Source organism: Microbacterium sp. (assembly GCF_031179285.1).
In the GTDB taxonomy this organism is placed as follows: Bacteria; Actinomycetota; Actinomycetes; order Actinomycetales; family Microbacteriaceae; genus Microbacterium.
In genome coordinates this window covers 33435-55404 of the sequence record NZ_JAPSHY010000020.1, presented here as the reverse complement: position 1 = coordinate 55404, position 21970 = coordinate 33435, and the positions used below count along the sequence as shown (strand labels likewise).

At 67.4% G+C, this 21970-nt stretch carries 16 protein-coding genes; 5 read left to right on the top strand and 11 right to left on the bottom strand.

The annotated features are described in order from the left end of the window. The 6 genes from rpoC to RIN18_RS12770 form a co-directional block, all read right to left on the bottom strand. Positions 1-2576, bottom strand: a 2576-nt coding sequence (gene rpoC, locus RIN18_RS12795) for a DNA-directed RNA polymerase subunit beta' (RefSeq protein ID WP_309104364.1), incomplete at its 3' end; no start/stop codon positions are given. Positions 2577-2649: 73 nt separating this feature from the next. Further along, the gene (locus tag RIN18_RS12790) at positions 2650-6144 is read right to left on the bottom strand and encodes a DNA-directed RNA polymerase subunit beta (protein ID WP_309104363.1); all 3495 of its coding nucleotides are present in this window, start codon (positions 6142-6144) and stop codon (positions 2650-2652) included. 203 nt (positions 6145-6347) lie between these two features. After that, the gene (locus tag RIN18_RS12785; protein ID WP_309104362.1) at positions 6348-8036 is read right to left on the bottom strand and encodes an ABC transporter ATP-binding protein; all 1689 of its coding nucleotides are present in this window, start codon (positions 8034-8036) and stop codon (positions 6348-6350) included. Beyond that, complete coding sequence (locus RIN18_RS12780; RefSeq protein WP_309104361.1) at positions 8033-8983, bottom strand: ABC transporter permease; 951 nt, start codon at positions 8981-8983, stop codon at positions 8033-8035. The genes RIN18_RS12785 and RIN18_RS12780 overlap by 4 nt, the downstream gene beginning before the upstream one ends. Before the next feature lie 34 nt (positions 8984-9017). Beyond that, positions 9018-10022 (bottom strand): ABC transporter permease, encoded by a 1005-nt coding sequence (locus RIN18_RS12775; protein ID WP_309104360.1) that lies wholly within the window; start codon positions 10020-10022, stop codon positions 9018-9020. Positions 10023-10107: 85 nt separating this feature from the next. Beyond that, positions 10108-11781: an ABC transporter substrate-binding protein gene (locus RIN18_RS12770; RefSeq protein ID WP_309104359.1), complete on the bottom strand. Its 1674-nt coding sequence runs from the start codon at positions 11779-11781 to the stop codon at positions 10108-10110. 169 nt (positions 11782-11950) lie between these two features. Here RIN18_RS12770 and RIN18_RS12765 point away from each other — a divergent pair, with 169 nt between their 5' ends. Then, positions 11951-12871: a sugar kinase gene (locus RIN18_RS12765; protein WP_309104358.1), complete on the top strand. Its 921-nt coding sequence runs from the start codon at positions 11951-11953 to the stop codon at positions 12869-12871. A 75-nt stretch (positions 12872-12946) separates the two neighbouring features. Here the strand turns inward: RIN18_RS12765 and RIN18_RS12760 are convergent, their stop codons facing one another. From RIN18_RS12760 to RIN18_RS12740, 5 genes are read right to left on the bottom strand one after another with little or no spacing between them, the layout of a single operon-like run. Then, positions 12947-13822: a MurR/RpiR family transcriptional regulator gene (locus RIN18_RS12760; protein ID WP_309104357.1), complete on the bottom strand. Its 876-nt coding sequence runs from the start codon at positions 13820-13822 to the stop codon at positions 12947-12949. 5 nt (positions 13823-13827) lie between these two features. Then, positions 13828-15312: a glycoside hydrolase family 3 N-terminal domain-containing protein gene (locus RIN18_RS12755; RefSeq protein WP_309104356.1), complete on the bottom strand. Its 1485-nt coding sequence runs from the start codon at positions 15310-15312 to the stop codon at positions 13828-13830. Then, positions 15309-16142: a carbohydrate ABC transporter permease gene (locus RIN18_RS12750; RefSeq protein ID WP_309104355.1), complete on the bottom strand. Its 834-nt coding sequence runs from the start codon at positions 16140-16142 to the stop codon at positions 15309-15311. The genes RIN18_RS12755 and RIN18_RS12750 overlap by 4 nt, the downstream gene beginning before the upstream one ends. Then, positions 16139-17113, bottom strand: a complete 975-nt coding sequence (locus RIN18_RS12745; RefSeq protein ID WP_309104354.1) for a sugar ABC transporter permease — start codon at positions 17111-17113, stop codon at positions 16139-16141. Before RIN18_RS12745 ends, RIN18_RS12750 begins: the two co-directional genes overlap by 4 nt. A gap of 9 nt (positions 17114-17122) precedes the next feature. Beyond that, the gene (locus RIN18_RS12740; RefSeq protein WP_309104353.1) at positions 17123-18421 is read right to left on the bottom strand and encodes a sugar ABC transporter substrate-binding protein; all 1299 of its coding nucleotides are present in this window, start codon (positions 18419-18421) and stop codon (positions 17123-17125) included. A gap of 199 nt (positions 18422-18620) precedes the next feature. On the opposite strand from RIN18_RS12740, the gene RIN18_RS12735 reads away from it, so the two are divergent. From RIN18_RS12735 to RIN18_RS12720, 4 genes are all read left to right on the top strand, one after another. Beyond that, positions 18621-19838 (top strand): LCP family protein, encoded by a 1218-nt coding sequence (locus RIN18_RS12735; RefSeq protein WP_309104352.1) that lies wholly within the window; start codon positions 18621-18623, stop codon positions 19836-19838. Between the two features lie 38 nt (positions 19839-19876). After that, a complete protein-coding gene (locus tag RIN18_RS12730) occupies positions 19877-20743 on the top strand; it encodes a fused MFS/spermidine synthase (RefSeq protein WP_309104351.1) in 867 nt (288 codons plus the stop codon). Positions 20744-20858: 115 nt separating this feature from the next. Continuing rightward, on the top strand, positions 20859-21386 hold the full coding sequence (locus RIN18_RS12725; RefSeq protein ID WP_309104350.1) for a hypothetical protein: 528 nt from the start codon (positions 20859-20861) through the stop codon (positions 21384-21386). A gap of 78 nt (positions 21387-21464) precedes the next feature. Then, on the top strand, positions 21465-21953 hold the full coding sequence (locus RIN18_RS12720; protein WP_309104349.1) for a SprT-like domain-containing protein: 489 nt from the start codon (positions 21465-21467) through the stop codon (positions 21951-21953). The last annotated feature ends 17 nt before the right edge of the window (positions 21954-21970 follow it).

The window sequence follows — 21970 nt, the reverse complement described above, 5'->3', positions numbered from 1 at the left end:
CGACGGGTCAGGTAACCCGAGTCGGCGGTACGCAGAGCGGTGTCGGCCAGACCCTTACGGGTACCGTGCGTCGCGATGAAGTACTCCGCCACCGACAGACCCTCGCGGTACGAGGAGATGATCGGACGCGGGATGATCTCACCCTTGGGGTTGTTCACCAGGCCTCGCATACCGGCGATGTTCCGGATCTGCAGCCAGTTACCACGAGCACCGGAGGTCACCATGCGGTTGATGGTGTTGTCCTCGGGGAAGTGCGCCCGCATCGCGGTCTGCACCTCGTCGGTCGCCTCGGTCCAGATCTTGATGAGCTCCTGACGACGCTCGGCGTCGGTGGTGAGACCCTTCTCGTACTGGGACTGGACCTTCGCGGCCTGCTTCTCGTAGCCGGCGACGATCTCCGCCTTGTTCGGCGGGGTGAGGATGTCGCTGAGGGCGACGGTCACACCCGAGCGCGTGGCCCAGTAGAAACCGGCATCCTTGATGCGGTCCAGCGTCGCCGCGGTCTCGGTCTTCGGGTACTCCTCGGCCAGCTTGTTGACGATCTGCGACAGCTTGCCCTTGTCTGCCTGCTCGCGAACGAACGGGTAGCCCTTCGGGAGGGTGTCGTTGAAGATCGCCTGACCGAGCGAGGCGTCCACAAGGCCGTGACGCTCGTAGCCGTCGGGGGCTTCGCCTTCGAGGAACGTGAGTCCCGGAATGCGGATGCGGACCTTGGCCTGCAGGTCGAGGGTGCCCTCGTCCTTCGCCAGGATCGCCTCGGAGACAGAGCCGAACGCGCGGCCTTCGCCCTTCGCACCCTCCTTGACCGTGGTCAGGTGGTGAAGACCGATGATCATGTCCTGCGAGGGCAGGGTGACCGGACGGCCGTCCGACGGCTTCAGGATGTTGTTCGAGGCGAGCATCAGCACGCGGGCCTCGGCCTGAGCCTCGACCGACAGCGGCAGGTGCACAGCCATCTGGTCACCGTCGAAGTCGGCGTTGAACGCCGCGCAGACGAGCGGGTGCAGCTGGATGGCCTTACCCTCGACGAGCTGCGGCTCGAAGGCCTGGATGCCGAGACGGTGAAGCGTGGGTGCACGGTTGAGCAGCACCGGACGCTCGCGGATGATCTCCTCGAGCACGTCCCAGACCTCGGGACGGGTGCGCTCGACGGCGCGCTTGGCCGCCTTGATGTTCTGCGAGTGACCGAGATCGATCAGGCGCTTGATCACGAACGGCTTGAACAGCTCGAGAGCCATCTGCTTCGGAAGGCCGCACTGGTGCAGCTTCAGCTGCGGGCCGACGACGATGACCGAACGGCCCGAGTAGTCGACGCGCTTGCCGAGCAGGTTCTGGCGGAAACGACCCTGCTTTCCCTTGAGCATGTCGCTCAGGGACTTCAGCGCGCGGTTTCCGGTACCGGTGACGGGGCGACCGCGGCGGCCGTTGTCGAACAGTGCGTCGACGGCCTCCTGCAGCATCCGCTTCTCGTTGTTGACGATGATCTCGGGGGCACCGAGGTCGATCAGACGACGAAGGCGGTTGTTGCGGTTGATCACACGACGGTAGAGGTCGTTGAGGTCGCTGGTCGCGAAGCGACCACCGTCGAGCTGCACCATCGGGCGCAGCTCCGGCGGGATCACCGGGACGACGTCGAGCACCATGGCGGCCGGGCTCATGCCGGTCTCCAGGAACGAGTTGACGACCTTCAGGCGCTTGATCGCGCGAATCTTGCGCTGACCCTTGCCCTCGGAGATCTGCAGGTGCAGGTTCTCGGCCTCGGCCTTCAGGTCGAAGGCGGCGAGGCGACGCTGGATCGACTCCGCGCCCATGTAGGCCTCGAAGTACTGTCCGAAACGGTCCTGCAACTCGTGGAAGACGTCATCCTCAGGACGGAGGGCACCGACCTCGAGGGTGCGGAAGTCCTCCCAGACGCGCTCGAGCTTGGCGATCTGGTCGTCTGCACCCTTGCGGATGAGCGACATCTCCTTCTCGGCGGCGTCCTTGACCTTCTTCTTGGCGTCGGCCTTGGCACCCTCGGCCTCGAGGGCAGCGAGCTCCTCCTCCAGGCGCGACAGGCGCTCAGCGATCTTCGCGTCGCGACGGTCGCCGAGCGTCTTCAGCTCGAGACGGATGTTGTTCTCCTGGGTGCCCAGGTCTCGGTGACGAGCATCCTCGTCGACCGAGATGACCATGTAGGCGGCGAAGTAGATGACCTTCTCGAGGTCCTTCGGCGCCATGTCGAGCAGGTAACCCAGTCGCGACGGCACACCCTTGAAGTACCAGATGTGGGTGACGGGGGCGGCGAGCTCGATGTGGCCCATGCGCTCACGACGGACGGAGCTCTTGGTGACCTCCACGCCGCAGCGCTCGCAGACGATGCCCTTGAAGCGGACACGCTTGTACTTGCCGCAGGCGCACTCCCAGTCGCGGGAGGGGCCGAAGATCTGCTCACCGAAGAGGCCGTCCTTCTCCGGCTTCAGTGTGCGGTAGTTGATGGTCTCAGGCTTCTTGACCTCGCCGTATGACCACGCGCGGATGTGATCAGCGGTGGCCAGGCCGATGCGAAGCTCATCGAAGGTTGTTGCGTCGAGCACTAGTTCTCCTGTGTCGGAATTCTTTTGAGAAGTCTGGCTTCGGCGGGCTCAGAGAGCCGAGCCCGCCGAAGGGTTAGATCTCGTCGATCGAGGCGGCCTCGAAGCGGCTGGAGATGTTGATTCCGAGCTCCTCCGCTGCGCGGAAGGCCTCGTCGTCGGTGTCGCGGAGGTTCACCGCGGTGCCGTCGGCCGAGAGGACCTCGACGTTCAGGCAGAGCGACTGCATCTCCTTCATGAGCACCTTGAACGATTCCGGGATGCCGGGCTCCTGGATGTTCTCGCCCTTGACGATCGCCTCGTAGACCTTGACGCGGCCGAGAATGTCGTCCGACTTGATCGTGAGGAGCTCCTGCAGGGCGTACGCGGCGCCGTAGGCCTCGAGGGCCCACACCTCCATCTCACCGAAGCGCTGGCCACCGAACTGCGCCTTACCACCGAGCGGCTGCTGGGTGATCATCGAGTACGGACCGGTCGAACGGGCGTGGATCTTGTCGTCGACCAGGTGGTGCAGCTTCAGGATGTACATGTAGCCCACCGAGATCGGCGCCGGGAACGGCTCGCCGGAGCGGCCGTCGAACAGCTGCGTCTTTCCGGTCGAGTCCACCAGGCGCACGCCGTCGCGGGTCGGCAGCGTCGAGTCGAGAAGACCTGCGATCTCCTCCTCGCTCGCACCGTCGAACACCGGGGTGGCGACCTTGGTGCCGGGAGCCGCCTCGAAGGCCTCCTGAGGCAGCTTCGCCGCCCACTCGGGGTTTCCCTCGACCTTCCAGCCCTGCTTGGCGATCCACCCGAGGTGGGTCTCCAGCACCTGACCGAAGTTCATGCGGCCAGGGATGCCGAGCGGGTTGAGCACGATGTCGACCGGGGTGCCGTCCGAAAGGAACGGCATGTCCTCGATCGGGAGGATCTTCGCGATGACACCCTTGTTGCCGTGGCGGCCGGCGAGCTTGTCACCCTCGGTGATCTTGCGCTTCTGGGCGATGTAGACCACGACGCGGCGGTTGACGCCGGAGCCGAGCTCGTCGTCGCCGTCCTCGGCGTTGAACTCCTTGACCGCGATGATCGTTCCCTGCTCGCCGTGAGGCACCTTCAGGGACGTGTCGCGGACCTCGCGGCTCTTCTCGTTGAAGATCGCGCGGAGCAGACGCTCCTCGGCCGACAGCTCGGTCTCACCCTTCGGCGTGACCTTGCCGACGAGGATGTCGCCGGGGCGGACCTCGGCGCCGATGCGGATGATGCCGCGCTCGTCGAGGTCCTTCAGCAGCTCAGGGCTGACGTTGGGGAGGTCACGGGTGATCTCCTCCTTGCCGAGCTTCGTGTCGCGGGCGTCGACCTCGTACTCCTCGATGTGGATCGAGGAGAGGGTGTCGTCCTTCACGAGGTCCTGGCTGAGGATGATGGCGTCCTCGAAGTTGTAGCCCTCCCACGTCATGAACGCGACGAGGAGGTTCTTCCCGAGCGCCAGTTCGCCATCCTGGGTGGCGGGTCCGTCGGCGATGACCTCGCCCACCTCGACCCGCTCGCCCTCGGAGACGACGACCTTCTGGTTGTACGACGTGCCCTGGTTGGAGCGGTCGAACTTGCGCAGGTGGTACTCCTGGGTGCCGCCCTCGTCGAGCATGACGACGACGCGGTCCGCGGAGACCTCGGTGACGACACCGGCCTTCTCGGCGGTGAGCACGTCACCGGAGTCGATGGCGGTGTACCCCTCCATACCGGTTCCGACGAGCGGCGAGTCGCTGCGCAGCAGCGGCACGGCCTGACGCTGCATGTTGGCGCCCATGAGCGCGCGCTGTGCATCGTCGTGCTCGAGGAAGGGCACGAGCGAGGTCGCGACCGACACCATCTGGCGCGGCGAGACGTCCATGTAGCCGACCTCGTCCGGGTGGAACAGGTCGACCTCGCCACCGGGGCGGCGTGCGAGGACGCGGTCCTCGCGGAAGCGACCGTCCTTCTTCAGCGGAGCGTTGGCCTGAGCGACGATGAAGTCGTTCTCCTCGGATGCCGTCAGGTAGTCGATCTGGTCGGTGACCTGACCGTTCACGACCCGGCGGTACGGCGTCTCGATGAAGCCGAAGGAGTTGATGCGCGCGAACGTCGCGAGGGCACCGATCAGGCCGATGTTCGGGCCTTCCGGGGTCTCGATCGGGCACATGCGGCCGTAGTGCGACGGGTGGACGTCACGGACCTCGACACCGGCACGGTCACGCGAGAGACCGCCGGGGCCGAGCGCCGACAGACGGCGCTTGTTGGTCAGACCCGCGAGCGGGTTGTTCTGGTCCATGAACTGCGACAGCTGCGAGGTTCCGAAGAACTCCTTGATCGCGGCGACGACGGGGCGCACGTTGATCAGGGTCTGCGGCGTGATGGCCTCGATGTCCTGCGTGGTCATGCGCTCGCGGACGACGCGCTCCATGCGGGACAGACCGGTGCGGACCTGGTTCTGGATCAGCTCGCCCACCGCGCGGATGCGACGGTTACCGAAGTTGTCGATGTCGTCGGTCGCGAGACGGATCTCGGCCTTCTTGCCCGAGCGGATGCCCTCGAACGTCTCGACGCCGGCGTGCAGGCGCACCAGGTACTTGATCGTCGCGACGATGTCCTCGACGGTCAGGACCGACGAGTTCAGCGGCTGGTCGAGACCGAGCTTCTGGTTGATCTTGTAGCGACCGACCTTGGCCAGGTCGTAGCGCTTGGAGTTGAAGTAGAAGTTGTCCAGCAGCGCGCGGGCGGCCTCAGCGGCGACCTGCTCGCCCGGACGGAGCTTGCGGTAGATGTCGCGGAGCGCATCTTCCTTCGTGACGATGGTGTCCTTCGCCAGGGTCTCCTCGATCGAGGGGAAGCCGGCGAACTCGGCGAGGATCTCCTCGCTGGTCATGCCCAGCGCCTTCAGGAAGACCGTGACCGACTGCTTGCGCTTGCGGTCGATGCGCACGCCCACCTGGTCGCGCTTGTCGATCTCGAACTCGAGCCATGCACCACGGCTCGGGATCACGCGAGCGGAGACGATGTCCTTGTCGCTGGTCTTGTCCGGCGTCTTGTCGAAGTACACACCGGGTGAACGCACCAGCTGCGAGACGACGACGCGCTCGGAGCCGTTGATGATGAACGTTCCCTTGTCGGTCTGCAGCGGGAAGTCGCCCATGAAGACGGTCTGAGTCTTGATCTCACCGGTGAGGTGGTTCATGAACTCGGCCTCGACGTAGAGAGGAGCGGCGTAGGTCTTGCCGCGCTCCTTGCACTCCTCGATCGAGTACTTCTCCGGCTCGAGGTACGGGTTCGTGAACGACAGCTGCATCGTCTCGCCGAGGTCCTCGATCGGGGAGATCTCCTCGAAGATCTCGCCGAGACCCGAGATCTCGTTGACGTCGGTGCGGCCGGCCTTCCTGGCCTCCTCGACGCGAGCCTTCCAGGCCTCGTTCCCGACGAGCCAGCCGAAGGACTCGGTCTGCAGGGCGAGAAGGTCGGGGACCGTCAGCGTGTCGGAGATTTTGGCGAACGAAAGACGGGATGCTCCGCGTCCGTTCTTGGTGGTGGTGGATGTGGATGCGTTGCGAGCAGCAGCCAAGGGAATAACCTCCGTGAGCCCCGCAGGGCTTCTCGATTCCTTTGTCGTCAGGTGGAGTTGCGCGGTCGAATGCTCAACAGCTGCCGACCACCATATGAGGGCAGGGAGAAGCGAGCGCAACTACCTACTATACGCACGAATCCACGACAGGGCAAGCCAAGTCCTTGACCTTCGTCGAAGCCTGCGGTAAAAGCATCCGATGCTCAGGAGGCGATGTTCAGCTCGTTGCCCGGAATCGAGGCGAGCAGCCGGCGCGTGTACGGGTCGCGCGGGTTGGTGAAGATCTCCTCGGAGGATGCCGCTTCCACCAGCGCTCCGTCCTTCATCACGCACACGTAGTCGCTGATCAGCCGCACGACGGCGAGATCGTGCGAGATGAACAGATACGACAGCCCGTACTCGGACTGCAGGTCGCTCAGCAGTTTCAGGATCTGATCCTGCACGAGCACATCGAGTGCCGACACCGGCTCGTCGCACACGATCAGCTCGGGTGAGAGGGCGAGCGCCCGCGCGATCGCGATGCGCTGCCGCTGGCCGCCGGAGAGCTCTGACGGATACCGGCGCAGCATCGACTGCGGAAGAGCGACGTCGTCGAGGAGCTGTCGCACGCGCTTTCGCCGATCCGCACTGCTTCCCCGCTTGTAGAAGTCCAGCGGCTCGCCGATCAGCCTCTCGATGGTGAACATCGGATTCAGGCTGGAGTACGGATCCTGGAAGATCGGCTGCACCTTCTGCCGGAACTCCCTGGTCTCGGCCCTGCTGAGGGAGGCGATGTCCTTGCCCTCGTAGCGGATGAGCCCCTTGGTCGGCTCGATCAGCTTCAGCAGCATCCGGGCGGTCGTGGTCTTGCCCGACCCCGACTCCCCCACGATCGCGACCGTCTCGCCGCGCGGGATCGACAGCGACACGTCGTTCACGGCCACGAAGTCCTCGCCGCGCCCGCGGATCGGATACACCTTGGTGAGATTCTCGAACTCGACGATGTGGTCGACAGGGGCGTCGGGTTCGGGGGCGTCGACTGTCTCCGGCACCGGCCGGTCCTCGTTGCGGAACGCCTCAGGTCGTAGGCGCGCCACCGCGACCGAGGGCGCCGCCTGAACCAGCGACTGGGTGTACGGATGCTGGGGGTCTTCGAGGATCTGCACCGCCGGTCCCTGCTCCACGACGCGGCCCCGGTGCATCACCACGACGCGCTCGGCGCGCTCAGCGGCCAGGCCCAGGTCGTGCGTGATGAGCAGCACGGCGGTGCCGAGCTCGCGGGTCATCGCCCCGATCTGGTCGAGGATCGTCTGCTGCACCGTGACATCGAGAGCGCTCGTCGGCTCGTCGGCGATGAGCAGCCGCGGTTTGCAGGCGAGGCCGATGGCGATCAGCGCGCGCTGGCGCATTCCGCCGGAGAACTCGTGCGGATACTGCTTGGCACGACGTGCCGGATCGGGCAGCCCCGCGGCGGTGAGCGCTTCGACGACTTGGGCCTGCACGTTCTGGCGGTTCGCCAGCCCGTGGGCGAGCAGCGTCTCGGCCACCTGGGTACCGATCTTCGCGACCGGGTTGAGGTTCGACATCGGGTCCTGCGGCACGAGTCCGATGTCGCGGCCGCGGATCATCCGCATCTCGTGCTCCGACGCGCGGGTGATCTCGCGTCCGTCCAGGCGGATGCTGCCGGCGGCGACCTTTCCGCTGCCGGCGAGCAGGCCGATGATGGCCATGGCCGTGGTCGACTTGCCCGAGCCGGACTCCCCCACGATCGCGACGGTCTCGCCCGCGGCGATCTCGAGATCGACGCCCTCCACGGCATGCACGACGCCGTCCATGGTCGCGAAGTCCACGGCCAGTCCCTCGACCGAGAGCAATGGAGCACCCGTCATCTGATTCTCCTTCGCGGCGCTCATCGCGCCCTCGTTCTCGGGTCCATGGCCTCGCGGAGCGCCTCGCCGAACAGGGTGAAGCCCAGCGCGGTGACCGCGATGCAGATTCCGGGGAGGAAGGCGAGCCAGGGCGCGATCGCCAGCTCGGCCTGTGCATAGGTGAGCATCCGCCCCCACTCCGCCGTCTCCGGGCGGCCACCGCCGAGGCCGAGGAACGACAGCGCGGCGGCGTCGATCACGGCGGTGGCGAGGGTCAGCGTGCCCTGGACGATCACCGGGCCGATGGCGTTGGGCAGCACATGCGACATCGTGATCTGCCCGCGGCCGAGGCCGAGGGTCTGTGCCGAGAGCACGTAGTCGCTGGAGCGCTGCTGCAGCATCGATGCCCGCAGCAGTCGCGCGAAGATCGGCACCTGCGAGGCGCCGATCGCGAACATCACCGCGTACGGCGTCTGCCCGAGGATGGCGGCGATCGACACGGCGAGCAGCAGGTTCGGCACCGACAGGATGATGTCGACGATGCGCATGATGATGGTGTCGACCCAGCCGCCGAAAGTGCCGGCGAGAAGTCCCAGGATCATGCCGCCCGCGAGTCCGAGGGCGGTGGAGATGACGCCGACCATGAGCGACGCCTGAGCACCCCAGATGAGCTTCGAGAGCACGTCACCGCCGAAGCGGTCAAGGCCCAGCGGGAACTGCGAGAGTTCACCCGGGCCCGGGATGTCGGTCGGCGTGATGAACTCGGCGCCCGGAAGCGCCGTCTCGGGATACGGGGCGAGGATCGGGGCGAGAGCTGCGATCAGCAGGAAGGCCAGCACGATGCCGGCGCCGATCCACGCGGTGGGGTTGCGGCGCAGCCGGCGGAAGACGTCGCGCCAGAAGCCGCCGGAGCCGTCCTTCAGGTCGGCCTGTGCGATCGCGACGGTGTCGATGATCTCGCCGCCCTGTGCGGGTGGGAGCGCGACGCTCATGACGCGACCTCCTTTCGAGCGGTCGATCGGGCCATCACTGCACTCTCACTCTCGGATCGATGAAGCTGTACGAGACGTCGACGGCGAGGTTGATCAGGGCGTAGGCGATCGCGATGAAGATGATGAAGCCCTGCAGCACCGGGAAGTCTCGGGTGAAGATGGCGCGGGCGAGGAACGATCCGATGCCGGGGAAGGCGAACACCGTCTCGGTGAGCACCGCCCCGGAGATCAGCAGTCCGGTCTGCAGACCGATGGTGGTGATCACCGGCAGCATGGCGTTTCGGAGGATGAAGCGGCTGCGCAGAGTGGAGCCGGCGACCCCCTTGGCGCGTCCGGTGCGCACGTAGTCGGCGTTCTGCACCTCGAGGACGCTCGCCCTGGTGATGCGCACGATGATCGCGAGCGGGATGGTGCCCAGTGCCAGCGCGGGCAGGATGAGGTGCAGGATGGCATCCCACGACGCGTCGAACTCGCCGGTGATGATGCCGTCCCACACGTAGAAGCCGGTGGGATGGGTGGCATCGATCCGGGGGTTCTGCCTGCCGTCCGACGGCAGCCAGCCGAGCTGGACCGCGAAGACGTACTTCAGGATGAAGGCCAGGAAGAACACCGGGATCGTGATGCCGACCAGGCTCAGGACCACGGAGGCGTGATCGGTGAACTTCCCGTGCCGGCGGGCGGCCCAGTAGCCGAGCGGGATGCCGATGCCGACCGCGAAGATCAGCGCCATCACGCTGAGCTCGAGCGTTGCGGGAAAGCGCCGGAAGAACTCCTCCAGCACCGGGCGGTTGGTCTGGATCGAGGAGCCGAAGTCTCCCTGGACGAGTCGTCCGATCCAGATGAAGTACTGCTCCAGGATCGGCTTGTTGAATCCGTAGAGCTCGTTGACCCTGGCGATGGCGTCCGGTGTCGCCTTCTCGCCGAGGAGGGCGACGGCCGGACCGCCGGGCAGAGCCCTGACCCAGGCGAACAGCAGGATGCTGAGGCCGATCAGGGTGGGGACGAGGAACAGCAGTCGCCTGCCGATGGTGCGCAGCAAGAGGTCTCCGTTGATCAGGTGCCGTGCCGCGTCCCGGTCCTCGCGCGAGCGAGGACCGGGAAGCGGCACTTCGGTCGGTCGGGACCTACTTGGTCAGGACGATGTCCGTGAAGACCTCGTCGTTGACGGGGCTGGCCGGGTAGCTCTCGACCCGCGGGTCGAAGGCCAGGGTGGGAGCCGGGTGCGCGAGCGGGACGCCGGGGATGAACTTCGCGACATCCTCGTTGATCTCCTCGTACAGCGGGGTCTGCTCCTCGAGGCTCGACACACCACGCGCCTCGGTGAGCTTCTGGAACAGCTCGGGGTTGTCGAAGCCCCACTCGGAGCTCTGCTGGCCGAAGAACACGCCGACGAAGTTGTCGGTGTCGTTGTAGTCACCGGTCCAGCCGAGCAGGTGGATGCCGTGATCCGACGTTCCGGTGGTGCGATCGAGGTACTCGACCCACTCCTCCGAGACCGGGGTGGTCTCCACGCCGACCTCGGCGAGCTGGGTCGAGAGAACCGTGAAGATCTGCTCGGGGTCCGGCATGTAGGGACGCGAGACGTTGACCGGGTAGTTGAAGGTCAGCTTCAGCGGGTTGGCCTCGGTGTATCCGGCCTCGGCGAGGAGGTCCTTGGCCTTCTGGGGGTCGAACTCGTACGTCGTGACGTCGGGGTTGTAGCCGTTGACGACGGGCGGCACGAATTGCGTCGCCTTCTCGGTGCCCTCCGGCAGGACCTGCGTGATCAGCGCATCCTTGTCGATGGCGTATGACAGGGCCTCGCGGACCTTCGGGTCCTGCAGCTCGGGCACGGCCTGGTTGAACGCGAGGTAGAGGATGGTGAACGGCGGGCGGGAGACCATCGTGAAGCCGTCGTCCTCGAGCGCCTTCGTGTCGGCGGGACCGACCAGGTCGTAGCCGTCGATCGAGCCGGACTCGAGGGCCTGACGGCGGGCGGTGGGGTCATCGATGGTGCGGAAGATGATCTCGTCGACCTGACCGGCCTCACCCCAGTAGTCGGGGTACGCCGTGAGGGTGACCTGCTCGCCCGGCGCCCACTCGTCGAACTGGTACGGACCGGTACCGACCGGGTGTCCCATCGCGTACTCCGAGAGCACCGGCGCCTCGGCCGAGCCGCTGACCTGGTCTGCTCCGAACTCCTGCATCGCCGACGGGCTCTGCATCGAGAATGCCGGCAGCGACAGCGAGGCGATGAAGCCGGCGAACGGCTTGTTCAGCTCGATGGTGACCGACGTCTCGCCGTCGGGCGTGCAGGACTTGTACACGGCATCCGCCGGGTTGGAGGCGTAACCCTTGTACAGCTTGTTGTAGTAGTAGCCGAAGGCCTCCGAGGCGGCGAGCCCGGTCCAGTTGTACCAACGGTCGAAGTTGGCGCAGACGGCTTCCGCGTTGAACGGCGTGCCGTCGTGGAACGTGACGCCCTCCTTCAGCGTGAACGTGTGCGACATGCCGTCCTCGGACGACTCCCACTCCTCGGCGAGCAGGGGCGCCGGGTCGGCTGTGCCGGGTTCCGTGCCCACGAGGCCCTCGAACATCTGACGAGACACACGGAAGGTCTCGCCGTCCTGGGCGAAGGCGGGGTCGAGGCTTGCCGGGTCTGAGGACGCCGCGAAGACGAACGTGCCGTCGACGTCGCCTTCCGCATCACCGCTGTCGTCGCCGCGATCGCTGGCGACGCATCCTGCCAGGACGAGCGCGGCGAGTGCGGCGCCGCTGACGGCGAGGAGCCCTCGCCGGCGCATGGGTGTGTGGTGCATGGTGGTGACCTTCCCTGAGTGAGCGCTTCTCTGCGCGTACCGGATGCTTCGTCGCATCCGCACGTGATCCTCTGACGCTACCCAGCGATGCGCCGGATGCCAAATGCTGCGAGGTTGCAATCCGGTATCGACCCGGTGACGTCCATGCCGATCCGGTAGTGTCCAGATCGTGCCCGATTCCCCTGCGCTCGCCGTCTGCTTCGGCGAGGGTCTGGTGGCTCTCGTTCCCGCGACAACCGCGCCGCTGGAGGATTGCCGGACGTTTCACCGGTCGCTGGCCGGCGCGGAGTGGAACACAGCCATCGCGCTCGCGTCGGCCGGCATTCGCACCTCGGTGGTGTCCCGGGTCGGAGACGACGGGTTCGGCCGCTTCCTCACCGCGGAGCTGCGCCGTCATGGGGTCGACGACTCGGCAGTCGAGGTCGACCCCGATGCGCCGACCGGCCTGTATGTGAAAGAGCTCACCCCGCTGGCGGACGGCTCGGTCGACGGCACGATGCACTACTACCGCGGCGGATCCGCAGCCGCCGCGATGTCGCCGGCGACACTCACCGCCGAGCGGGCATCCGCGCTGCTGCACGAGGCGGCATTGGTGCACACCTCGGGCATCACGCCGGCGCTCTCTCCGAGCACGAAGGCGGCGCAGGACGCGTTGTTCGCTGAGACCCGAGGCGACCGTCTGCTGAGCTTCGACGTGAACTGGCGCCCCGCGCTCTGGCGCGGCCGCGAGGAGGCGGGAAGGGCCGTGCTCGCCGAGTACGCGCATCGAGCCGACGCGGTGTTCTGCACCCGTCCAGACGCCGAGGCCGTTTTCGGCACCGCCGACCCGCAGCGTCTGCGCGAGCTCATCCCCGAGCCACGACACCTCATCGTCACGAGCCCTACGGGGGCCACCGCCTTCGACCGCACGGAACGCACGCAGAGCGAGGCGCTCGAGGCGCACGTCGTCGAGACCATCGGTGCCGGTGACGCCTTCGCCGCCGGTTTCCTCGCCGGAGTGCTCACCGGCCTCTCCCTCACCGGCAGCCTCGCCCGAGCCCATCGGATCGCGACCCGCGCGCTCACGAGCACCCGCGACCACGTCGACTGACCGGCCGTCCGGCCGGCATCCGGCATCCGGCCGGGATCATTTTCAGAGCGCGGTACTGACCGCCGACGGCGGGACTCAGCGAGGCGAGCGGCCGGCGGCGGCGTCGTGGGTGAGCTGCAGCGGGATCGACACCGGCTCTCCCCGATGCTGCACGACACGCACGAACAGGATGTCGACCAGCGCCAGCTGTGCGATGCGGCTCGACATCGCCGCCATCCGGAACGGCGACTCACGGGCGTGGGTGAGCAGCACCACGTCGGATGCCAGTGCGAGCGTCGACTCGGGGGCATTCGTGATCGCCACGGCGAGGGCGCCGGCATCACGTGCCACCTCGACGGCACGGATAGTCTCGGCGGTCTCTCCGCCGTGCGAGATCGCGATCACGACATCGCCCTTCGTGCGCAGCGATGCCGCGGTGAGAGCCAGATGCGGATCCGGCGAATGGGTCGCGGAGCATCCGATGCGCGCGAGCTTCTGCTGCAGATCCTGCGCTGTCAGCGACGACGACGCCTGGCCGAGCACGTCGATGTGGCGGGCGGCGACGATCGCGAACGCGACGCGGTCGAGGGCGGCGGCGTCGACAGCGAACGCGGTCTTCTCGATCGCGTCCACCTCTTGCGCTGCGATCTTCGCCGCGATCGCCGATGGCCCGTCCTCCGGGTCGATCGCGGTGCTGTCCAGGCTGAATCGCGCCTGCTGCGCCTGGGCGAGCGTGACCGTGCGCGCCACCGCGACGCGCAGCTCCCGATAGCCGGTGAAGCCCAGCGACTGCGCGAAGCGGGCGACCGTGGAGAGCGAGGTCCGGCAGAGCTTGGCGAGGTCGTTGATGGCGAGGTCGACCACGAGGGTGGGATCGGCGAGGATCGTCTCGGCGACCCTCGTCTCCGCTGCGCTCAGGCGCGAGATCGAGCGGCGGACCAGCGCGAGAACGTCTCCATCGACGGCGCCCACTGTCGTCAGCCGATCCTGCCGAGCAGTCTCTCTCGCGCGACCTGCGCCCCGACGCGGCTCGCGGCGCCCACCTCGATCGTCGGCAGGGGCAGCGGATGCCGGGCGGCGAGGCCGACGTTGACCACCACCGCACCGGGATCACGCAGCGCGGCGCGCTCCACGAGCTTTCTCTGACCGGCATCCGCATCCGGGCGGTCGACGAGCAGGACGGTGGTGCCGTTCGCGGCGATGGCGTCGGCGAGCACCGAGTCCTGTGTCTCCTGGCTGGTGCTCTCGACGTCCAGGCGGACGGCGAGATCGCCGTCCGCGAGCGCGCGCGACACGTAACCGGCGGCACTGTCGACGGCGAGCGACGAGCGACGGCGTGCGTCGACGACGGCGAGGGCGGATGCCGCCACGACGCCGGAACCGGTGACGCTGACGGCTCGGCGCACGACGTCGGCGGGGTCGTAGCCCGCGGGGTCCCGCGGCAGGGCGGAATCCGCGCTGCGCAGCCGCGCGGCGAGCGTCCTGACCCGAGCGGCCGCTTCTGCGATGCGCTCGCGCGCGAGCGTGCCGTCCCGGAGCGCTGCGACGATGCCGTCGCGGGCGGCGAGATAGTCCCTGCGGTCCTGATCGGGCGCCGCCGCGATGCCCGGGTTGGTCGGGTTGCCGATGCAGATGAGGTCGGCACCGGCGGCGAGTGCTCGCGCCGCTCCCGGCCCGATCCCGACGGTCTCGCGGATCGCCGCCATGTCGAGAGCGTCGGTGATGATGACGCCGTCGAACCCCCACTCGCGCAGCATGCCGAGCACACGCGGGTTGAGGGTGGCTGGCTCGTCGCCCCAGGCGGGGACGACGATGTGCGCGGTCATGATGCAGGCGACGCCCGCCTCGAGCGCCGCGCGGAACGGCGCGAGGTGCACGCGCTCGTACTCCTCGATGTCGAGAGCGATCTCGGGCAGCGAGTGATGGGAGTCGAGGTGGGTGTCCCCGTGGCCCGGGAAGTGCTTGACGCACGCGGCGACCGCACCCTGCTGGATGCCGCCGACCTGGGCGACCACGTGGCGAGAGACGAGGCGCTCGTCCGACCCGAAGGATCGCACGCCGATGACGGGATTGCGCGGATCGGTGTTGACGTCGGCCACAGGGCCGAGGACCACGTTGGCGCCGACGGCGCGCACGCGGCGCGCGAGCTCTGCCCCGGTGGCCTGTGTCGCGGCGACATCGTCGAGCACGCCGAGCTGGGCGGCTCCCGGGAGGGTCGACCCGGTGGCGGACTCGAGCCGGGTGACGCTGCCGCCCTCCTCGTCGATCCCGATCAGCGCGTCGGGGTTCGCCGCGAGGATGGAGGCGCTGAGCGACGACAGTCCTTCGCCGATGTTCTGACCGAAGTAGACGACGCCCGCAAGCCCGTCGCGGAGCTCCGCCAGGAGCCACTCGGGCGCCTCAGTGCCGAGGAAGCCGGGCCAGAGCACCGATGCGGCAAGGCGCTCGAGCTCGTCGGTCACCCCTTCACCGCCCCGGCCACCAGGCCGCTGGAGAGCTTGCGCTGCACGACGACGAAGAAGATCATGACGGGGATCGTGATGATCGTGGATGCCGCCATGATGCTGCCCCAGTCGTTGGAGTGCAGCCCGAAGAAGGACTTCAGGCCGATCGCGACCGTGTACTGGTCGGCGGCCCCGCCCAGCATCGTCATGGCGAAGATGAACTCGTTCCAGGCGGTGATGAAGCTGAAGACACTCGTGGCGACGAGCCCCGGCATCACCAGTGGCAGCAGGATCGACCGGAACATGCGCCACCAGCTCGCGCCGTCGATGTATGCCGCCTCCTCGAGTTCCACCGGCACCGCCTGCACGAATCCGCGCAGCATCCAGATCCCGAAGGCGAGTGAGAGGGCGATGTAGACGATGATGAGGCCGAGGATGCTGTTGAGCAGGCCGAGGCTCTTCACCTGAAGGAACAGCGGGATGACGAGGGCCTCCAGCGGAACCATCTGCACGATGAGGATGAGCATCAGCACCGTGGTGCGGAGCTTGAACCGGAACCGCGCCACGGCGACCGCCGCGAGAAGGCACACCAGGGCGCTCACGAGCACGGTCGCCAGCGCCACGATGGCGGAGTTGCGAAGGAACGTGCCGAAGCCGCCCTCGGTGAGGACGAAGGCGAAGTGATCGAACGTGAACTCCTGGGGCAGGAACGACTGACCGCCGCTGGACGCCTTCTTGTCGAAAGCACTGGAGACCATCCAGTACACCGGGAACAGCGTGAAGATCAGCACGGCCGCGATGGCCACGCCGATGCCGATGCGCGACAGCAGTGGTCGGCGGGTGCTCAAAGCTCGTCCTCCTTCATCAGGGAGCGGATGTAGACGATGGTGATGACGATGAGCACCAGGGTCAGCAGCACGGCGAGCGCCGCACCGAACCCGTAGCGGTTCTGCCCGAAGGACTCCACATACGACCACACGCCGAGGTTCAGCACGGTGCGGTTGGACCCGGCACCGCCGGGCATGAGGTACACCTGGGCGAAGACCTTGAAGTCCCAGATCGTCGACAGGATGATGACGACGGAGAACACCGGACGCAGGGTCGGGAAGATGATCTGCCAGAAGCGGCGCCACGCCCCCGCACCGTCGAGCGCCGCCGCCTCCAGCATCTCCTTCGAGACGCCGAGCAGGCCCGCGAGCACGGTGATCGCCACGAACGGGAAGCCGTGGTGCACGACGTTCAGCAGCACGATGGCGTAGAACGTCCACTGGTTCGTGAACCAGTTCACCGAGCCGTCGATGAGGCCGAGGTCCTGGAGCACGGAGTTGAAGATGCCGCGATCGGCATCGAAGATGAACGTCCAGACGTACGTTCCGGTCACCGCGGGCATCGCCCAGGCGACCATGATGCAGCTCGAGACGATGGTGCGCCAGACGACGCCGAGACGCGCGAGAAGCAGTGCGACGAGAGTGCCGACGGCGACCGTCACGAAGACGGCCACTGCGGCGAAGCCGACGGTGTTCGGCAGGACGACCGTCCACAGCGTGGAGTCGGTGAGAGCCTCGACGTAGTTGTCGAGGCCGATGAAGTTGCTCTCACCGGTGTTGATCTCGCGCAGGCCGTAGTCCTGCAGCGAGTACACGACCACCTGCACCAGCGGCCAGAGCATGAGCACCGCGAGGATGATCAGGCCCGGGGCGAGCAGCAGCCACGGCCGCGCCGTGACCATGCTGAGACCCCGGCGGGGTCGGCCGCCGGCCACGGAGGCGGAGGAGGACTCCACCTTCGTGGTCGGCAGCGGCGCTTGCACCATCGACATAGAGAGGACTTACTTCTGGTTGAGCAGTTCGGTCATCTCGGCGGCAGCATCCTTCGTCGCAGTCGCGACGTCCTTCTGCCCGCTGAGGATGGCCTGGATCATCGCGTTGGTCGTCTTCTTCGCTTGCACGGCGCCGAAGTTCGGCGTCACGGGAACCGAAGCTCCACCCTCGACCATCTGCTCGGCGAACGGCGCGACGAGCGGGTCGGTCGAGGCGAGCGCCTCTTCCATCGCGGACTGGACACCGGGGAAGTATCCGGTGTCCGCTGCCCACTGCTCCGCGAACTCACCGGTGGTCATGAGCTTGACGAACTCCCAGGCGAGGTCGGCGTTCTCCGTCGAGTTGAAGATCGACAGGTGCGAGCCGCCAAGCACCGACGGGGCGATCCCGCCGTCCTGCCCGGGGATGACCGCGGCGCCCAGCTTGCCCTCGAGGTCGGGGTTCGCCTCGACGAGCGACTTCGGCGTCCAGGAACCAGAGAGCATCATCGCGACGTTGCCCTGGGTGAACGCATCGCGCAGGTCGGTCTCCTTCCAGGTGGTGGCACCGGCCGACGAGAAGCCGTGCTCGACCGCGAGGTCGGTGTAGAACTCGATGCCCGCCTGCGACTCCTCGCTGTCGAGCTCAGAGGTCCAGGTGTCGCCGTCGAGCGTCGCGACCTCGCCACCGGCACCCCACACCCAGGGGTACACCTGGAACTCGGCGTCGCCCGGCACCGGGAAGGCGAGCATCTCAGGCTTGGCGGCCTTGATGGCCTCACCCGCTGCGATGATGTCGTCCCACGTCTTGGGAGCTTCGAGACCGAGCTCTTCGAAGACGTCGGCGCGGTAGATGATGGAGCGGACACCCGCGTACCACGGCATGCCGTAGAGGCCCTCGTCGTAGGTGCCGGCCACTTCGAGCCCCTCGACGAGGTCGTCGCGCAGCCCCTTCTCGGCATCGACGTACTCATCGAGCTCGACGAGGGCGCCGGCGTCAGCGAACTCAGCCGTCCAGGTGGTGCCGGTCTCGGCGATGTCGGGTGTCGTTCCGCCGGCGATCGCCGTGACGAAGCGGTCGTGCGCGTCGGCCCACTGGACCTCTTCGATCTTGACCGTGGCGCCGGTCTCTTCTTCGAAGGCCTCGGCCACGGCGTCGTAGAACGCGGTCGCGTCGGGGTTGGTGCCCTTCATGATCCAGACGGAGAGCTCCTTGCCCTCGCCGTCGGTGCCGCCGCCCTCAGCCGGCGCACTGCCGCCGGCACAGGCCGCGAGGCCCAGAGTGGCCACGGCGGCGAGCGCCACGGCCGGAAGAATGCGCTTGTGCATCAGGGATCTCCTCTTTGAAAAAACGTCCTGGCGGCATCGGGTGCGCGCCACTTAGGAAAAAGTATCCACGACTAACTAATTCGCTGCAAGTTATTCCCGCGATCGTCATCGCCTCGTAACACGGGCGACTTCCGGCCCCATTGCAGGTCGGTGCCCTAGGCTCGGCGCCATGCGGGGTGGGCACGAGGATCGATCGACCGTGGCTCGGCATGCGACCCTGCCTTCGCCCTCTCGGCTGTCCGTCGGGCTGAAGCTCCTCGGCGCCGCAGCAGCGGTGATCCTCGTCTCGGTGATCGCCGTCGGAGTCTTCTTCGTCGTCGACCTCACCTCGCGCGTCGGCGACGGCGCGGTGCCGCTCGAAGACGGCGGCGAGGTCGCCCCGCCGAGCCTCAGCGCGTACCCGGGTGCTTTCAGCATCCTCGTCGTCGGCACAGATGAATGCGGAGAAGTCTCGACCCAGCTGCTCGGTGAACGATGCGAGCAATCCGACGAGGGCATCCGCAACGACGTCAATGTGCTCGTGCACGTGTCGGCCGAGCCGCGGAACGTCACCGTCGTCTCCTTCCCCCGCGACCTCATGGTTCCGGTGCCCACCTGCGAACGCGAGGACGGCTCGACCGCATCCGCCATGACCAAGCAGCCCCTGAACAGCGTGTTCCAGCACGCCGGGCTGTCCTGCGTCGCGAAGACCATCGGCGCCCTCGCCGAGATGCCGATCGAGTTCGCCGCGAAGATCAGCTTCGACGGGGTGATGGCCATCACCGACGACATCGGCGGTGTCGAGGTGTGCATCTCGGGCGACGGCATCCGCGATCGGCAGGCCGGGATCGACTGGCCTCCCGGCACCCGGACGATCGCCGGTGAAGACGCCCTCAAGTTCCTTCGCACTCGGCACGGCGTCGGTGACGAGAGCGACCTGGCCCGCATCTCGAACCAGCAGCAGTACATGTCACGGCTGGCCAAGAAGATGCTCAGCGACGAGGTGCTCGGCGACGTGCCCACGGTGATGCGGCTGGCGGACACCATCGCCGACAACATCGTCCCGAGCGTCGAGCTGGCCAATCCCGTGCGACTGCCCCAACTCGCGCTCGCACTGAACGACGTGCCCTTCAGCGACTTCGTATTCGTGCAGTACCCGAACGTGGACGATCCGGACAATCCCGGCATCAAGGTCGTGCCCAACCACGAGGCCGCGGCCGGACTCTGGGCGGCGCTGCGCGCCGGTCAGCCGATCCAGCTCACCGGCGACGTCGCGACCAATGACGGCGTCGAGCTCGTGACTCCCGCGCCGCCGACGCCGCCGGACGCGCCGCAACCGTCGCCGAGTGAGACACCGGCGGCCAGGGCGACACTCTCACCCGATGTGTCGGGGCAGACCCTGGAGCAGGAGACCTGCTCGGTCGGCAACCTGCGGTGACGGCGTCGCGATCCGCCTGCGGCGCCTAGGCTCGACCCATGGGCAGGATGCGATCGAAGGACGCCGAGTATCCCGAGGTCCGGTTGGACGACGGCGGCTTCGCGCGGATCATCCCCTCCCCGTTCACCGCGGGTTTCGAACTCATCGTGAACGGCACCCCGCAATCGCACATCGACCTCGACGACCCGACGCATCTGCATTTCGAGTACATCGTGCGGATGGGTGCGGTGATCGACCAGCTGGCATCGGAGGGCGCCCCGCTCACCGCGGTGCACCTGGGCGCGGGCGGCCTGACAATCCCGCGCTACATCGAGGCCACCCGCCCCGGTTCGCGCCAGCAGGTCATCGAACTCGAGTCGCTCATCGCCGGTCTGGTCAAAGAGCACCTGCCGCTGCCGCGCGGAGCCGCCATCCGCATCCGCATCGGCGACGCCAGAGGAGGCGTGCGCCGGCTTCCTCCCTCCCTGCAGGCCAGCTGCGATCTGGTCGTCTCCGACGTCTACTCGGGCGCCCAGACTCCCGCACACCTGACGAGCATCGAGTTCTACCGCGAGCTGTCGCACCTGCTCGCACCCGCCGGTGTGCTGTTGGTGAACGTCGCCGATGGTCCGGGGCTCGCCTTCGCCCGCCGGCAGGTCGCGACGATCGCCGAGGTGCTGCCGGAGGTGGCGGTCCTCGCCGACACCCAGGTGCTGAAAGGCAGGAGGTTCGGCAACCTCGTCATCGCGGCATCCGCCACTCCCCTGCCGACACAGTGGCTGCCGCGAGTGCTGGCTGCGGGCCCGCATCCCGCGAAGATCGCTCAGGGCGCCGAGGTGACGTCGTTCGTTCAGGGCTCCAGAATCGTCACCGATGCGGATGCCGTGGCCTCACCCCGCCCTGACGACTCGCTGTTCCTGCGCTGACGGCTCCGTGCCCGGCGACGTGTGCGATCGGGTCCGGCGCTTGCAGGCGTGCCGCCCGCTTGCTGGGTCCGCCTGCAGGCAGACTGGACGGCGGGGACGCAGCGGAAGGAGAGCAATGAGTTTCATCCAGGGATACGACCAGGAGAGCCTGCGTGAGCTGGTCGATCTCGACGCCTGCGCCGTGCGCCTCGCAGAGATCGAGGCACAGCGCAGCCTCCCCGCGCTTCTGGAGCGGGTGTGGCTGCTGAAGGTGCTCGGGCGGCTGGACGAAGCGCTCACGCTGGCCGATGAGACCGTGCGCCAGGCCCGGATGGCCGGCACCCGGAAGGACGTGCTGCGCGCCAGAGTGCTGCACGCCACCGTCCTGCAGTTCCGTCGCGCGCATGCCGCCGCCGAGCAGGAGCTGGCGACGTGCGCCGCGGAGGCCGAGGGTCATCGCTGGCTCGCCATCGCCGCTTTCGCGCATCAGCACCACGGCAAGAACGCCTATGAGGCCGGTGACTACGACACCGCGCGTGAGAGCTTCAAACGCTCACTGTTCCTGCGCCGCGAGGCCGGCGCCGAGGACCACGAACTCGAAACAGCACTGCTCGCGATCGAGGCCGCTGAACGCCGCCGGTCGTCGCAGCTGCTCGCCGGCTGATCTCGCACTGCCGCGGCCGAGCCCCGTGGTCGCGGTCGATGCGTGCCGAGTGTCCCCGGTATGGCTTAACCTGAGCGCATGGCCGATCTCGACCGTGTGCGCATCTGGGGTGAGGCGCTGATCAGGATTCACCTCGACGACTCCTGGTCGTTCGGCTTCGACCATGCCAAGCGTCGCGCCGGCCAGTGCGATTACACGCGCAAGCGCATCACAGTGTCGCGCTACCTGGCCGCGCGGTTCGAAGACGACGAGATCCATCAGGTGCTCCTGCACGAGGTCGCCCACGCGCTCGCAGGGCATGCCGCAGCGCACGGAGCCGCGTGGAAACGCGTCGCGAAAGATCTCGGCTATGTCGGAGGAGCGACCCATCGCGGTGAGACCGCCGTCGAGCTCGCACCGTGGGTCGGCCGATGCCCGGCCGGACACGTCACCTATCGCCACCGCCGCCCGACCAGGCCGACCTCGTGCGCCCGCTGCTCGCGCACGTTCGATCCCCGCCATCAGTTCGACTGGACCCGGCGTGAGATCAGCGCCGACATCCGCCTCGCGGCCCAGATGCCGCGCTGACCGCGACCGGAGCCGCG